This is a genomic window from Klebsiella sp. WP4-W18-ESBL-05 (assembly GCF_014169075.1).
GTDB classification, from domain to species: domain Bacteria; phylum Pseudomonadota; class Gammaproteobacteria; order Enterobacterales; family Enterobacteriaceae; genus Kluyvera; species Kluyvera ascorbata_B.
Genome location: NZ_AP022057.1, coordinates 1,500,805 through 1,514,301 on the forward strand (window position 1 = coordinate 1,500,805; position 13,497 = coordinate 1,514,301).

Below are 13,497 nucleotides of genomic sequence, written 5' to 3' on the forward strand. Positions count from 1 at the left end.
GGCGGGTAACATCGGTCACTACAGGGCAATAAACTGATATTCGGTCAGGCTAACGTACTCGTTGCCCGGCCGTAAAACGCAGTCCGGCTGCGGCCATTCCGGATGGTTAGGGCTGTCCGGCAGAAATTCGCTTTCCAGCGCCAGCCCCTGCCATGCGGCATAAGGTTGCGCGGTGCGGGAAAGGGTACCGTCGAGGAAGTTGCCCGAGTAGAACTGGATTGCGGGCGCCGAGGTGTAGACCGCCATCTGCAGCTTTTTGTCTTGCGACCAGACGTTGGCAACCACTTGGCTGGCGTCGCCGTTGGCCTGTAGCAGGAAGGCGTGATCGTAACCATTCACCTTTTTCTGATCGTCATCGCGCAAGAAGTCCTGTGCGACGGTCTTCGGCTCACGGAAGTCGAAGCCGGTGCCTGCTACCGCTTTCAGCCCTTCGTGCGGGATCCCGCTGGCGTCCACCGGCAGATAGTCATCTGCCAGCAGCTGCAGGGTGTGGTTGCGCACGTCGGTCTGCGCGCCGTCAAGGTTAAAGTAAACGTGGTTAGTCAGGTTCACCGGGCAGGCCTTATCAACCTTAGCGCGGTATTCAATAGAGATGCGGTTGTCTTCGGTCAGGCGGTAGATTGCGGTAGCCTGCAATTCGCCGGGGAAACCCTGGTCGCCGTCTGGCGAGGTCAGGGTAAAGACCGCTTCCGTCGCGTTCTGGGTGGTCACTAACCAGCGTCGCTTATCAAAGCCTTCCGGTCCGCCGTGCAGCTGGTGCTCTCCCTGGCTTGGCGCGACGTCTACCGTCTGGCCATCGAGCGTGAAGCGGCTGTTGGCGATGCGGTTGGCGTAGCGGCCAATAGACGCGCCGAGAAACGCCGCCTGCTGTGGGTACTGCGCTGGCGAAGCGCAGCCCAGCAACGCTTCACGCACGCTGCCGTCGCTAAGCGGAATACGCGCCGACAGCAGCGTGGCGCCCCAATCCATCAGGGTCACGACAACGCCGTTGGCATTGCGTAAGGTGATCAGACGGTACGGTTGGCCGTCAGCGGCCAGCTCGGGAGTTTCAGTTAGCACTGGCCAGCTCCTTGCGACGGTTTGCAAACATAGAAGGTTTCCTTGATGCCCGTTTTCGCTTCGTACTGTTCCGCTACCGCTTGTTTCACCGCCGGAACCAGCGCTTCTGGAATCAGCGCAACGATGCAGCCGCCGAAGCCGCCACCGGTCATACGCACGCCGCCCTGCTCGCCGACGGTCGCTTTGACGATATCCACCAGGGTATCAATCTGCGGTACGGTGATTTCAAAGTCATCGCGCATTGAGGCGTGTGATTCGGCCATAAGTTGGCCCATACGCAGCAGGTCGCCTTTCTCCAGCGCGGCCGCCGCTTCCACGGTGCGGGCATTTTCGGTCAGGACATGGCGTACGCGTTTGGCCACCACCGGGTCCAGCTCGTGGGCCACAGCATTAAATTCGTCGACGGTGACGTCACGCAGAGCCGCGCGCTGGAAGAAACGCGCGCCGGTTTCGCACTGTTCGCGACGGGTGTTGTATTCACTGCCAACCAGAGTGCGCTTGAAGTTGCTGTTGATAATCACGACGGCGACGCCTTCAGGCATCGAGACCGCTTTTGTGCCCAGTGTCCGGCAGTCGATCAGCAGCGCGTGGTCTTTTTTGCCCAGCGCCGAAATCAGCTGATCCATAATGCCGCAGTTACAGCCCACAAACTGGTTTTCGGCTTCCTGGCCGTTGAGCGCAATCTGCGCGCCGTCGAGCGGCAGATGGTAAAGCTGCTGGAAAACGGTACCGACCGCCACTTCCAGCGAGGCGGAGGAGCTTAAACCCGCCCCCTGCGGCACGTTGCCGCTGATGACCAGATCCGCCCCGCCAAAGGCGTTATCACGTTTTTGCAGATGCTTGACGACGCCACGAACGTAGTTGGACCACTGCTGAGTTTCGTGGCTGACGATCGGCGCATCGAGGGAAAAGGTATCGCTTTCGTTGTCGTAGTCGGCGGCGATCACGCGCACCGTACGGTCTTCACGCGGTGAGCAGCTGATAACGGTTTGATAATCAATGGCGCACGGCAGTACAAAGCCATCGTTGTAGTCGGTGTGTTCACCAATCAGGTTAACGCGGCCCGGAGCCTGGATGACGTGGGTGGCAGGGTAGCCGAATTTTTCAGCAAACAGGGCTTGTGTTCTTTCTTTCAGACTCATTGTTATTCTCCGGACTCGCGAAAGTGGATGTCGCTGACCGCGCGCAGGCGCTCGGCCGCTTGTTCTGCCGTCAGGTCGCGCTGGGTCTCTGCCAGCATTTCATACCCGACCATAAATTTGCGCACGGTGGCCGAGCGCAGCAGCGGCGGATAGAAGTGCGCATGCAGCTGCCAGTGAGCGTTATCTTCTCCGTTGAACGGCGCGCCGTGCCAGCCCATCGAGTAGGGGAAGGAGCACTGGAAGAGGTTATCGTAGCGGCTGGTCAGTTTTTTCAACGCCAGCGCCAGGTCTTCGCGCTGGGCGTCGGTTAAGTCGGTAATGCGCAGTACGTGCGTTTTTGGCAGCAGCAGCGTTTCGAACGGCCAGGCCGCCCAGTAGGGAACAACCGCCAGCCAGTGTTCGGTTTCAACCACCGTGCGGCTGCCATCGGCCAGCTCGCGGTTAACGTAATCCACCAGCATCGGCGACCGCTGTTCAGCGTAATAGTCGCGCATCAGGCGATCTTCACGCTCAATTTCGTTGGGCAGAAAACTGTTTGCCCAGACCTGGCCATGTGGATGCGGGTTAGAACAGCCCATCGCCGCGCCTTTATTTTCAAACACCTGAACCCACGGATAGCGCTGACCCAGTTCTGCGGTCTGCTCCTGCCAGGTTTTAACCACCGACTGCAGGGCGCTGAGGCTCAGCTCCGGCAGCGTTTTGCTGTGGTCAGGGGAGAAGCAAATCACCCGGCTGGTACCGCGTGCGCTCTGGCAGCGCATTAACGGATCGTTGCTTTCCGGTGCATCCGGTGTATCGACCATCAGCGCGGCAAAATCGTTAGTGAAGACGTAGGTGCTGGTGTAGTCCGGGTTCTTATCGCCCGTCACCCGGGTATTTCCCGGGCACAAAAAGCAGTCCGGATCGTGTGCGGGCAGCGTCTGTTTTGACGGTGTCTCTTGCGCCCCCTGCCAGGGGCGCTTTGCACGATGCGGTGACACGAGGATCCACTGGCCGGTTAACGGATTAAAGCGGCGATGCGGATGGTCGACGGGGTTAAATTGCGTCATTTCACAATCCTTAATCGGGATATCCCTGAGGATGGCGGGACTGCCAGTGCCAGGTGTCCTGCGCCATTTCATCAAGGTTACGGGTGACACGCCAGTTCAGCTCCTGGTCGGCTTTGCTTGCATCGGCCCAGTAGGCCGGGAGGTCGCCGTCACGACGGGGAGCGAAGTGGTAGTTAATGGGTTTGCCGCAGGCTTTGCTGAACGCGTTAACCACGTCAAGCACGCTGCTGCCGACGCCTGCACCAAGGTTGTAGATATGCACGCCGGCTTTGTTGGCCAGCTTTTCCATCGCCGCAACGTGGCCGTCGGCGAGGTCCATGACGTGGATGTAATCGCGCACGCCGGTGCCGTCAGGCGTCGGGTAGTCGTTACCGAAAATGGCCAGCGATTCACGACGGCCTACCGCCACCTGCGCAATGTACGGCATCAGGTTGTTCGGAATGCCCTGCGGATCTTCGCCCATATCGCCAGACTGATGCGCACCCACCGGGTTGAAGTAGCGCAGCAGCGCAATGCTCCAGTCCGGCTGCGCTTTTTGCAGGTCGGTCAGGATCTGTTCAACCATCAGCTTACTTTTGCCGTATGGGCTTTGCGGTGTACCGGTCGGGAAGCTTTCAACATAAGGGATTTTCGGCTGGTCGCCGTAGACGGTCGCGGAGGAGCTGAAAATGAAGTTTTTAACGTTCGCGGCGCGCATTGCGCTGATTAAACGCAGGGTGCCGTTAACGTTGTTGTCGTAGTACTCCAGCGGCTTTTGCACTGATTCACCGACGGCCTTCAGGCCCGCGAAGTGGATCACCGCATCAATGGCGCGATCGCGGAGGATCTCGGTCATCAGCGCTTCGTCACGGATATCGCCTTCGACGAACGATGGGGCTTTGCCGCCCAGGCGGGTAATGACGGGCAAAACGCTACGTTTGCTGTTGCACAGGTTGTCGAGAATCACCACTTCATGACCCTGCTGCAGCAGCTGTACGCACGTGTGGCTTCCAATGTAACCGCTACCACCTGTAACCAATACTTTCATTTTTAGCTCCGTTAAGCTTATGGCATGGAATAACCTTAGCATAACAGAACGGCTAAAAGTGTGACATGGGCTAAATTAGTGGTATCGTTTACACAGCAATGCGTTAAACAGGGAATCGAATAAAAATGATTTTAAATCAAAAGGGTAACTTGTTCATGTGAAAAAAATCTGAAAAAGGACCTTATTTGAGAACGGATTATTCTCTGCAGAGCGGTGTTTGTCCGGGCTACGCGTAGCACGCCGTAACCCGGACAAACGCGATTACAGCGGGCCGACCTCGTAGCGATAGCCGTCACCGTCGGCGACAAACGCCAACCGGTGGGTAATACACTCCGGCGCGTCTTCCGCATGATGCGAGACAAACAGCAGTTGGGTTTTTCCCTCACTTATCAACACGTCGATAAAACGGCGCACCACCTGACGATTGAGCGGGTCCAGCCCCTGCAACGGCTCGTCAAGAATGAGCAGCGTAGGATGCTTAACCAACGCGCGAACAATCAGCGCCAGCCGCTGCTGGCCCCAGGAGAGGCTGTGGAACGGCGCGTCGGCGGTACGCGCGTTCATGCCGAGTATCGCCAGCCATTCGTCCACCTGTTTACGCTGCTTATCAGAAACGGCCTGATAAATGCCAATGGAATCAAAATAGCCGGAAAGGATCACGTTGCGTACCGTCGTGCTGACGCGGTAGTCAAGGTGCAGGCTACTGCTGACATAGCCGATATGCTTTTTGATATCCCAGATGGTTTCGCCGCTGCCGCGGCGACGGCCGAACAGCGTAAGATCGTTGCTGTAGCCCTGCGGATGATCGCCGGTGACAAGGCTTAGCAGCGTCGATTTGCCGGCTCCATTGGGCCCGACAATCTGCCAGTGCTCGCCGGGTGATACCGTCCAGCTCAGGTGGTTAATGATCGGTCGATCGTTATACGACACCACGCCGTCGCGCAGCACGATACGTGGCTGGTCGTCGGGTAAGGAAAGGCGGGCCGAGGGGGCGTCCGGTTCGGGCAGCGTCATCCCGGCGAGCTTCTCGCTGTGGGCCAGCTGGGCAACCAGCGTTTGTTCAAGCAGCGTTTTTTTCTCGCCCATGTCGCTCAGCGTACAGTCGGCGAGCACGCCAGCAAAGGGCACGAAGTCCGGAATATCATCAAAGCGGTTGAGCACCAGCACCAGGGTATAGCCTGACTGGTAAAGCGTGGCCAGATGATCGGCCAACTGACGGCGTGAGGCAACGTCGAGACCATCAAACGGTTCATCAAGGATCAGCAGGTCGGGCTGTGCCATCAGCGCCTGGCAGAGCAGGGTTTTGCGAGTTTCGCCGGTAGAGAGGTATTTAAAGCGTCTGTCCAGCAGGTGGTCAATGCCGAACTGGGCGGCCAGCTGCGCGCATCGCGCAGCGTCCTTGACCTCATCCTGAATAATTTGTGCGGCGGTGCGTCCGGTGTCGTCTTCGTCGGCGCTGAGCATGTCGGTGTTGTTACGCTGCCATTCGTCGCTGACCAGTTTTTGTAGCTGCTCGAAGGAGAGGCGGGTGATGCGACTGAAGCCGCACGTCCGGCTGCCGGACAGCAACGGCAGCTCCCCCGCCAGCGCGCGGGCCAGCGCTGATTTTCCGCTCCCGTTGCTGCCGACGAAAGCCCAGCTTTCGCCAGCGCGCAGCGTCAGCTGGTCAATATGGAGCGTTTTGGTGTCGCTAAGACGAAACGTGCCTTGCGAAATTTGCAATGATGACATTATGTATCCCGTTTTTTGCAGCGTTATACATCAGGGATACGTCTTCCTCAGCGCAAAGTCAATGCCATCAGCACAACGTAGCAAGAATGATGCGATCGGCATTGAAGTATGCTGTGACATCGCTCCCTTCTTCCAGCGTTTCGGCATCCTGAAGCGGCAGCGTGGCGCACAGGGTTTGCCCGTCGGGCAGCGCCATCAGAACTTCGCACTGCTCTGCGCCGCGCTGAATGTGGCTAATACGGCAGGCGAGCTGGTTGTCAGCGGCAGCGGCTAGTGCGGGATCGCGAGTGACGTTGACCCACGGCGCTTTCAGCAGCACCAGTACTTCCTGACCTTCATCGAGCCCCAGGCGCTCGCCGCTTTGTGCGGTAATCGCCACCTTGAGACGGGTTGTGCCATCAGCCAGTAAAATATCGACATGCTGTTGTACCTGCTGGTGGTCACGGCGGGTAACCGTACCAAACCACTGGTTGCGAGCGCTGGTTTGCAGCGAGAAGCGAGAGATAGCCGCCAGCAGGCTGTCGAGCGGCAGCGCATCGTCGTCACTCAGCACATCAAAGGCTTTTTGTTGAATTTGCGCCAGCAGATCGTAGAGCTGAATCAGACGCTGACCGTAGCGGGTGAGCACCGCGCCGCCGCCGCCTTTGCCGCCGGTTGCGCGGTCGACCAGCGACTGCTCGCTGAGCTGATTCATTTCGTTAATGGCATCCCATGCGCTCTTGTAGCTGATGCCGGCGTTTTTGGCCCCCTGGCTGATTGAGCCGGTCTGTGCTATTTGTTTGAGGAGCGAGATGCGGCGCGGATCGGCAAACAGGCGCTGCTGGAGCTTAAGGGTCAGAAGGATTTCAGCCTGCATAACAGTGTCCTGGAGTCAAAAAGGGTATTCTGACCCAAATGTTAGCCTGCGCAAAGCTCACCGCACAAAAGGGCGTGTTTTTCTGCGTTATCCGGTTACAATAGCGGCATCACATTGTATGGAGTAAACCATGTTAGAGCTGTTGAAAAGTCTGGTATTTGCCGTAATCATGGTACCCGTAGTGATGGCTATCATCCTGGGGTTAATTTACGGTCTGGGTGAAGTGTTCAACATCTTCTCCGGCGTTGGTCATAAAGACAGAAGCCAGCAAAACCACTGATTCCTCAAAAACGCCCGGTTCCGCCGGGCGTTTTGCTATCAAGTTCCCCACCTTTGTGCCGATAATCAGTCCTGTACGCTGCGATCGTTGATGTATCTGTAATGCATTAATGTCAGAAAACCCCTATACTCTTCGCTGTATTTTACTTTATATAACGACATTTACAGGAGTTTCAAATGGCAGGTTCATGGTTACGCTTGTTTGCAGGGGCGACATTATCGCTTTCCGTTGTGGGTCACGCGCTGGCGGATGACGCGAAGATTACCGTTTTCGCCGCGGCGTCGTTGACGAATGCGATGCAGGATATTGCGAAGGCCTATAAGAAAGAGAAAAACGTAGACGTGGTCTCCTCTTTTGCGTCTTCCTCAACGCTGGCTCGCCAGATTGAAGCCGGCGCGCCGGCAGACCTGTTTATCTCCGCTGACCAGAAGTGGATGGACTATGCGGTGGATAAAAAAGCGATTGATACTGCGACACGTGAAACGCTGCTGGGCAACAGCCTGGTCGTTGTTGCGCCGAAGGCCAGCGAGCAGAGCGATATTACTGTCGATGCAAAAACCAACTGGACCAGCCTGCTGAAAGGCGGCCGTCTGGCGGTAGGCGATCCGGATCACGTACCGGCAGGCATCTACGCGAAAGAAGCACTGCAGAAGCTGGGCGCATGGGAAACGCTGTCGTCGAAACTGGCCCCGGCAGAAGACGTGCGTGGCGCGCTGGCGCTGGTGGAACGCAACGAAGCACCGTTGGGTATTGTGTACGGTTCTGACGCGGTCGCCAGCAAAGGTGTTAAAGTTGTCGGCACGTTCCCGGAAGACTCTCATCAGAAAGTGGAATACCCGATTGCCATTATCGATGGCCATAAAAATGCCACCGTCTCGGCGTTCTATGATTATCTGAAAGGCCCGCAGGCGTCTGAGATTTTTAAACATTACGGATTTACGACTCGCTAATGATATTGACCGATCCCGAATGGCAGGCGGTAATGCTGAGCCTGAAAGTATCTTCCCTGGCTGTGGTATTTAGCCTGCCGTTTGGGATTTTTTTTGCCTGGCTGTTGGTACGGCGCAACTTCCCCGGAAAAGCCCTGCTCGATGGGCTTCTTCACCTCCCGCTGGTGCTCCCGCCGGTGGTTGTGGGGTATCTTTTGCTGGTAGCGATGGGCCGCCGAGGCTTTATCGGTAGCTGGTTGTATGACTGGTTTGGCCTGACCTTCGCTTTTAGCTGGCGCGGCGCGGTGATTGCGGCGGCGGTGATGTCGTTCCCGCTGATGGTCAGGGCGATCCGTCTGGCGCTGGAAAACGTCGACGTTAAGCTTGAACAGGCGGCACGCACCTTAGGGGCGGGGCGCTGGCGGGTATTTGGTACCATTACGCTGCCGTTGATGCTGCCGGGGATTATTGTCGGTACCGTACTGGCGTTTGCCCGCTCGCTCGGCGAGTTTGGTGCCACGATCACCTTTGTGTCGAATATTCCCGGCGAAACACGCACCATTCCTTCGGCCATGTATACCCTGATTCAGACCCCCGGCGGCGAAAGCGCTGCGGCGCGTCTGTGTCTGATTTCTATCGTACTGGCGCTGATTTCCCTGATGATTTCCGAATGGCTGGCAGGCATTAGCCGCCGCAGGATGGGGACGTAAATCATGCTGGAGCTGAATTTTAGCCAGACGCTGGGCACGCACTGTCTGGAGATCAATGAATCGCTGCCGGCTTCCGGCATTACCGCCGTTTTCGGCGTCTCGGGCGCGGGAAAAACTTCCCTGATTAACGCCATCAGCGGACTGACGACGCCGCAGCAAGGGCGCATTGTGCTCAACGACCGCGTGCTGAATGATGCCGAACGGGGAATTTGCCTGGCACCGGAGAAACGACGCATCGGCTATGTGTTCCAGGATGCGCGCCTGTTCCCGCATTACAAGGTACGCGGCAATCTGCGCTATGGGATGGCAAAAAGCATGGCTGAGCAGTTCGATAAGCTGGTCTCGTTGCTCGGTATTGAGCCGTTGCTCGACCGGCTGCCGGGCAGCCTGTCCGGCGGCGAAAAACAGCGCGTGGCGATTGGCCGTGCGCTGCTGACCGCGCCGGAGCTGCTGTTGCTCGATGAGCCGCTGGCCTCGCTGGATATCCCGCGCAAGCGCGAGCTGCTGCCGTATCTTCAGCGTCTGGCGCGAGAGATCAATATACCGATGCTCTACGTCAGCCACTCGCTGGATGAAATTTTGCACCTGGCTGACAAGGTGCTGGTGCTGGAAGGCGGCAAGGTGAAGGCGTTTGGCAATCTGGAAGAGGTGTGGGGCAGCAGCGTAATGCATCCGTGGCTGCCGCAGGATCAGCAGAGCAGCATTCTGCGCGTGACGGTGCTGGAACACCATCCGCACTACGCGATGACGGCGCTGGCGCTGGGCGATCAGCACATCTGGGTGAATAAACTCGACAAGCCGCTGCAGAGCGCCGTTCGCGTGCGTATTCAGGCAACCGATGTGTCGCTGGTGCTACAGCCTTCGCCGCACACCAGTATTCGCAACGTACTGCATGCGAAAGTCCAGCAGTGCTATGACGACAACGGTCAGGTCGAAGTGCAGCTGGACGTCAGCGGCCGCACGCTGTGGGCGCGCATTAGCCCGTGGGCCCGCGATGACCTGGCGGTGAAGCCAGGCCAGTGGCTCTATGCGCAGGTGAAGAGCGTATCGATTACCGCCTGATTACAGCAGGTGGGTATTGATATAGTCGGCGATAGCATCAGTGGTGTTGTCACCGATCACCACGTTAGCGCGCGCCTTCACCGCGTCATCCGCGTTGCCCATCGCTACGCCGGTGCCGGCCGCTTCAAGCATACTGATGTCGTTAAAGTTATCACCGAAGGCCACCACGTCGCGCATCGACCAGCCCTGTGCGGTGATGAACTGCGTCAGACGGTTACCTTTGCTGTTACCCTGGCGCGCAATATCGACCTGATCGTGCCACGACCACTCGCATTCCAGCTGTAGCGTCTGTTCAACGTGCTTGGCAAAGTTTTGCAGTTTTTCGCCATCTTCATCGGTCAGGGCAAACTTCCAGACGTTTTTTACCTCGCGTGCCGCCTGTGCCAGCGAGTCGACCTGGGTAAACGACGGGCGCTGCGCCTCCGGCAAGCTCTGCGCCCAGTTGCTGGTTCGCACCACATGGCCGGTTGGGTACTGGTACATCATGGTATCGTCGACGTACATCAGGCCATGCACCTTGTGTTCATCAAGCAAAGCGATCAGCTGCTGGGCTTTATCAACCGGCATAGGATCGGCATCCAGTACTTTTTTCGCTTGATAATCATACAAGTAAGTGCCATTACAACAAATTGCAGGTGTATCCAGCGCCAGTGCCTGATAAAAAGGATGAATGGCAACGTGATGACGACCGGTGACGATCATTAAGTGATAGCCTGCCGCTTTGGCGCGATTCAGCGCCTCCAGCGAAGAGGGCAGTAAGGTTTTCTTTGGTGTCAGGAGCGTTCCGTCCAGATCCAGGGCAATCACACGTGCAGTCATAATGTTGTCTCGCGTTAAAGAGAAAATTTGCTGTGCAGGATGGTACACCGAGATACCTGCGCGGCAAAATGGTGTGATAAATAGCCGCAAATTATGTGTTTTCAGAAAGGAGTGTTCATGAAACAGACCGTTTATACCGCCAGCCCCGAGAGCCAGCAGATCCACGTCTGGACGTTGAACCATGACGGCAGCCTGAAGCTGGTCCAGGTGGTGGATGTTCCGGGGCAGGTGCAGCCGATGGTCATCAGCCCTGATAAACGCTATTTGTACGTCGGCGTGCGCCCGGAGTTCCGCGTGCTGGCCTACCGTATTGCACCGGACGACGGTGCGTTGACCTATGCTGCCGAAGCGCCGCTGCCGGGTAGCCCGACTCACATTTCCACCGATCGTAAAGGCAACTTTATCTTCAGCGCCTCTTACAACCAGGCCAACGTGGCGGTGATTCGCCTGCAAGACGGTCTTCCGCGCGATACCGTGACGGTGGTGGAAGGGCTGGGAGGCTGCCACTCGGCGAATATCTCACCGGATAACCGTACCCTGTGGGTACCGGCGCTGAAGCAGGATCGTATCTGCCTGTTTACCCTCAGCGACGACGGCTTCCTGGCGGAGCAAACGCCGGCGGAGGTGACCACCGTAGAGGGCGCGGGCCCGCGTCACATGGTGTTCCATCCGAACGAGCAGTATGGCTATTGCGTCAACGAGCTAAACAGCACCGTTGATGTGTGGGAGCTGAAAGATCCGTACGGCAAAATCGAATGCGTTCAGACGCTGGATATGATGCCGCATGATTTCACCGGTACGCGCTGGGCGGCGGATATCCACATCACTCCGGATGGCCGTCACCTGTACGCCTGCGACCGTACCTCTAGCCTGATCACCGTCTTTAGCGTCTCTGAAGATGGCAGCGTACTGTCGCTGGAAGGCTTCCAGCCGACCGAAACCCAGCCGCGTGGCTTCAATATCGATCACAGCGGTAAATACCTGATTGCCGCTGGGCAGAAATCGCATCACATTGCGGTGTATGAAATTGCCGGTGAGCAAGGGTTGCTACAGGAAAAAGGGCGCTATGCCGTAGGGCAGGGCCCGATGTGGGTGGTGGTGTACGCGCACTAATCGTGGCGGTTAAACCACCTGCTTGCGCAGGTGGTTTACGTCATCAGAAGTCCAGATTCAACGCATCATATTTATCCCGCTGTGCCTGCATTTCACTCTCTTTGTTGAGAATGCTGCGTTCATACATCTTAAAAAATGGGTAATACATCAATAATCCCGCCAGAATCACCAGTACCGCGACGATCGGCGCACGCCAGTCCATCGTGATAAAGTACTGGGCAATAGGTGTTGGTATTCCGCCAACCTGGGCCACCGGCCCGCCAACAAAGCCCATGTCGAAAACTAAATACGTCAGTGACGCCAGGATCGGTGTCCCGAGCACGAACGGAAAGAAAAAGTAAGGGTTAAAGGCGATTGGAAAACCGTAGACCACCGGTTCAGAAATACCAAACAGAGAGGGGACGATGGCTGCTTTCCCTGCCGCCTTCAGCTGCGGTGCTCTGCTCATTAAGCCAAGAAGGGCGATGGCACCGGTAATCCCTGAGCCCGTACAGGCGGCAAATGCGCCCCACCAGCCTTCGGTAAATACGTGTTCCGTCGGCAGGCCCTGCGCAAAGTTTGCTGCATTCAGCGACAGGTATTGCGTCATAAATGGCAGCGTAAAACCGATGAGAATCGCGTAACCGTTGAGGCCGAAAAACCAGAAAATCATCTCCAGCAGAATGATGATGAAGACCCCCCAGACGGAATCGATGCCACTGACGGCCGGCGCCACCGCAGTCGTGAACAGTTCGGGCACAATCTGCTGGTTGAACAGGCTCTGGCTGGTAATGGTCATTGCGCAGGCTGCTATAACGACAAAAAGCAAAGGGGATATTGATTCGAAGGTTTTGGCAATCATATCTGGCAATCCGCCGATGCGGATGGTGATTTTCTTGCGATAGGCCCAGCTAATAAATTCCACGGTTGCCAGTGAGGCAATAATGGCAACGAACAGGCCGCGAGAGTCTAAAAACGCAATATTAATATTACCCTCAACAATCTTGCTGTTCAGAATCATCGTTACCATCACCGAACTGATAATGGGGTAAAGGGGGGCAACGTTGATTTTTTGCGTGTGGTGGTAGCTAATGGTAATGGCACAATAAACCGAAAGCAGACCGAAGGTATAGGTAAAAGGCAGTTGAAATAAAGCCCCGTATTGCGCAAAAACATGGCTGATAGCCGTATCGGGGGAAAACAAACTGCCTAACCCCGTAATGATTAAGCTGATGGAACCTACCATCAGAATCGCCATTAAGCTAATCATTCCATTTTTTATCGATGAGATAAAACGATTCTGCTCAATCCGGGTTGCAATATAGACCATGTGTTGCTCAAATTTCTTGAGAAACGGCTGTGAGGCTGTCATTTTACACCTTCCTTGGCAGGCCGATTAAGATGATATAAATAGAGTGCTTGTTTCAATATTAATGCGCCATCAGCAAGCCCGTAGGCCTGGCTGTCGATAACTTCAATGGGTTTAGCATATTTCCCGGCGATGGCCGCAAGCTCGGGAAATTTATGCTTCATCTGCGGGCCGACCATCACCAAATCGTAATCAGCGATATAGGTATTTAGATCGCCAGCGCTGCGGGCATCGATACGAATATTCTGGCCTTTCAGTACTTCACTGTTATCGACAACCTCGCGCATTTTACTCACCATCACGCTAGTCGATGCTCCGAGGTTACAGACGAGAAGAATGGATAAATTCTGATAGTTCATATTGGGGCCTCGA

Annotated in this window: 14 protein-coding genes; 5 read left to right on the forward strand and 9 right to left on the reverse strand. The window is 56.4% G+C overall.

What is annotated here, in order from left to right; genetic code table 11:
- Nucleotides 1–18: 18 nt before the first annotated feature.
- The 6 genes from galM to modE all read right to left on the reverse strand — a co-directional run bounded on the left by galM (nucleotide 19) and on the right by modE (nucleotide 6,864).
- Nucleotides 19–1,059 (reverse strand): galactose-1-epimerase, encoded by a 1,041-nt coding sequence (galM, locus tag H7R58_RS07250; RefSeq protein ID WP_106924625.1) that lies wholly within the window; start codon nucleotides 1,057–1,059, stop codon nucleotides 19–21.
- The gene (galK, locus tag H7R58_RS07255) at nucleotides 1,053–2,201 is read right to left on the reverse strand and encodes a galactokinase (RefSeq protein ID WP_182929268.1); all 1,149 of its coding nucleotides are present in this window, start codon (nucleotides 2,199–2,201) and stop codon (nucleotides 1,053–1,055) included. Before galK ends, galM begins: the two co-directional genes overlap by 7 nt.
- A 2-nt stretch (nucleotides 2,202–2,203) precedes the next feature.
- Complete coding sequence (galT, locus tag H7R58_RS07260; protein ID WP_106924623.1) at nucleotides 2,204–3,250, reverse strand: galactose-1-phosphate uridylyltransferase; 1,047 nt, start codon at nucleotides 3,248–3,250, stop codon at nucleotides 2,204–2,206.
- Nucleotides 3,251–3,260: 10 nt separating this feature from the next.
- Nucleotides 3,261–4,277, reverse strand: a complete 1,017-nt coding sequence (galE, locus tag H7R58_RS07265) for a UDP-glucose 4-epimerase GalE (protein WP_106924622.1) — start codon at nucleotides 4,275–4,277, stop codon at nucleotides 3,261–3,263.
- 261 nt (nucleotides 4,278–4,538) lie between these two features.
- On the reverse strand, nucleotides 4,539–6,008 hold the full coding sequence (gene modF, locus H7R58_RS07270; RefSeq protein WP_106924621.1) for a molybdate ABC transporter ATP-binding protein ModF: 1,470 nt from the start codon (nucleotides 6,006–6,008) through the stop codon (nucleotides 4,539–4,541).
- Between the two features lie 67 nt (nucleotides 6,009–6,075).
- Nucleotides 6,076–6,864, reverse strand: coding sequence for a molybdenum-dependent transcriptional regulator (modE, locus tag H7R58_RS07275; RefSeq protein WP_106924620.1), 789 nt, complete (start codon nucleotides 6,862–6,864; stop codon nucleotides 6,076–6,078).
- Between the two features lie 130 nt (nucleotides 6,865–6,994).
- Here modE and H7R58_RS07280 point away from each other — a divergent pair, with 130 nt between their 5' ends.
- The 4 genes from H7R58_RS07280 (at nucleotide 6,995) to modC (ending at nucleotide 9,845) form a co-directional block, all read left to right on the forward strand.
- Entirely contained in the window at nucleotides 6,995–7,144 is a 150-nt protein-coding gene (locus H7R58_RS07280; RefSeq protein WP_072129149.1) for an AcrZ family multidrug efflux pump-associated protein, read from the forward strand.
- 176 nt (nucleotides 7,145–7,320) lie between these two features.
- A complete protein-coding gene (gene modA, locus H7R58_RS07285) occupies nucleotides 7,321–8,094 on the forward strand; it encodes a molybdate ABC transporter substrate-binding protein (protein ID WP_106924619.1) in 774 nt (257 codons plus the stop codon).
- Nucleotides 8,094–8,783 (forward strand): molybdate ABC transporter permease subunit, encoded by a 690-nt coding sequence (modB, locus tag H7R58_RS07290; protein WP_182929267.1) that lies wholly within the window; start codon nucleotides 8,094–8,096, stop codon nucleotides 8,781–8,783. Before modA ends, modB begins: the two co-directional genes overlap by 1 nt.
- Before the next feature lie 3 nt (nucleotides 8,784–8,786).
- Entirely contained in the window at nucleotides 8,787–9,845 is a 1,059-nt protein-coding gene (modC, locus tag H7R58_RS07295) for a molybdenum ABC transporter ATP-binding protein ModC (RefSeq protein WP_182929266.1), read from the forward strand.
- On the opposite strand, the gene H7R58_RS07300 is transcribed toward modC, so the two are convergent.
- A complete protein-coding gene (locus H7R58_RS07300) occupies nucleotides 9,846–10,664 on the reverse strand; it encodes a pyridoxal phosphatase (protein ID WP_182928310.1) in 819 nt (272 codons plus the stop codon). It abuts the gene before it with no gap.
- 117 nt (nucleotides 10,665–10,781) lie between these two features.
- Between H7R58_RS07300 and pgl the strand changes: the two genes are divergently transcribed.
- A complete protein-coding gene (gene pgl / locus H7R58_RS07305; RefSeq protein ID WP_182929265.1) occupies nucleotides 10,782–11,777 on the forward strand; it encodes a 6-phosphogluconolactonase in 996 nt (331 codons plus the stop codon).
- Nucleotides 11,778–11,820: 43 nt separating this feature from the next.
- Here the strand turns inward: pgl and H7R58_RS07310 are convergent, their stop codons facing one another.
- A complete protein-coding gene (locus tag H7R58_RS07310; RefSeq protein ID WP_182929264.1) occupies nucleotides 11,821–13,128 on the reverse strand; it encodes a PTS sugar transporter subunit IIC in 1,308 nt (435 codons plus the stop codon).
- Nucleotides 13,125–13,484 (reverse strand): PTS sugar transporter subunit IIB, encoded by a 360-nt coding sequence (locus H7R58_RS07315; protein WP_182929263.1) that lies wholly within the window; start codon nucleotides 13,482–13,484, stop codon nucleotides 13,125–13,127. Before H7R58_RS07315 ends, H7R58_RS07310 begins: the two co-directional genes overlap by 4 nt.
- Nucleotides 13,485–13,497 lie beyond the last annotated feature (13 nt).

Excerpts from the sequence above, each read along its gene's own strand:
- galK (WP_182929268.1), bottom strand. The coding sequence starts at position 2,201 with ATGAGTCTGAAAGAAAGAACACAAGCCCTGTTTGCTGAAAAATTCGGC.
- galT (WP_106924623.1), bottom strand. The coding sequence starts at position 3,250 with ATGACGCAATTTAACCCCGTCGACCATCCGCATCGCCGCTTTAATCCG.
- galE (WP_106924622.1), bottom strand. The coding sequence starts at position 4,277 with ATGAAAGTATTGGTTACAGGTGGTAGCGGTTACATTGGAAGCCACACG.
- modF (WP_106924621.1), bottom strand. The coding sequence starts at position 6,008 with ATGTCATCATTGCAAATTTCGCAAGGCACGTTTCGTCTTAGCGACACC.
- modE (WP_106924620.1), bottom strand. The coding sequence starts at position 6,864 with ATGCAGGCTGAAATCCTTCTGACCCTTAAGCTCCAGCAGCGCCTGTTT.
- H7R58_RS07280 (WP_072129149.1), top strand. The coding sequence starts at position 6,995 with ATGTTAGAGCTGTTGAAAAGTCTGGTATTTGCCGTAATCATGGTACCC.
- modA (WP_106924619.1), top strand. The coding sequence starts at position 7,321 with ATGGCAGGTTCATGGTTACGCTTGTTTGCAGGGGCGACATTATCGCTT.
- modB (WP_182929267.1), top strand. The coding sequence starts at position 8,094 with ATGATATTGACCGATCCCGAATGGCAGGCGGTAATGCTGAGCCTGAAA.
- modC (WP_182929266.1), top strand. The coding sequence starts at position 8,787 with ATGCTGGAGCTGAATTTTAGCCAGACGCTGGGCACGCACTGTCTGGAG.
- H7R58_RS07300 (WP_182928310.1), bottom strand. The coding sequence starts at position 10,664 with ATGACTGCACGTGTGATTGCCCTGGATCTGGACGGAACGCTCCTGACA.
- pgl (WP_182929265.1), top strand. The coding sequence starts at position 10,782 with ATGAAACAGACCGTTTATACCGCCAGCCCCGAGAGCCAGCAGATCCAC.
- H7R58_RS07310 (WP_182929264.1), bottom strand. The coding sequence starts at position 13,128 with ATGACAGCCTCACAGCCGTTTCTCAAGAAATTTGAGCAACACATGGTC.
- H7R58_RS07315 (WP_182929263.1), bottom strand. The coding sequence starts at position 13,484 with ATGAACTATCAGAATTTATCCATTCTTCTCGTCTGTAACCTCGGAGCA.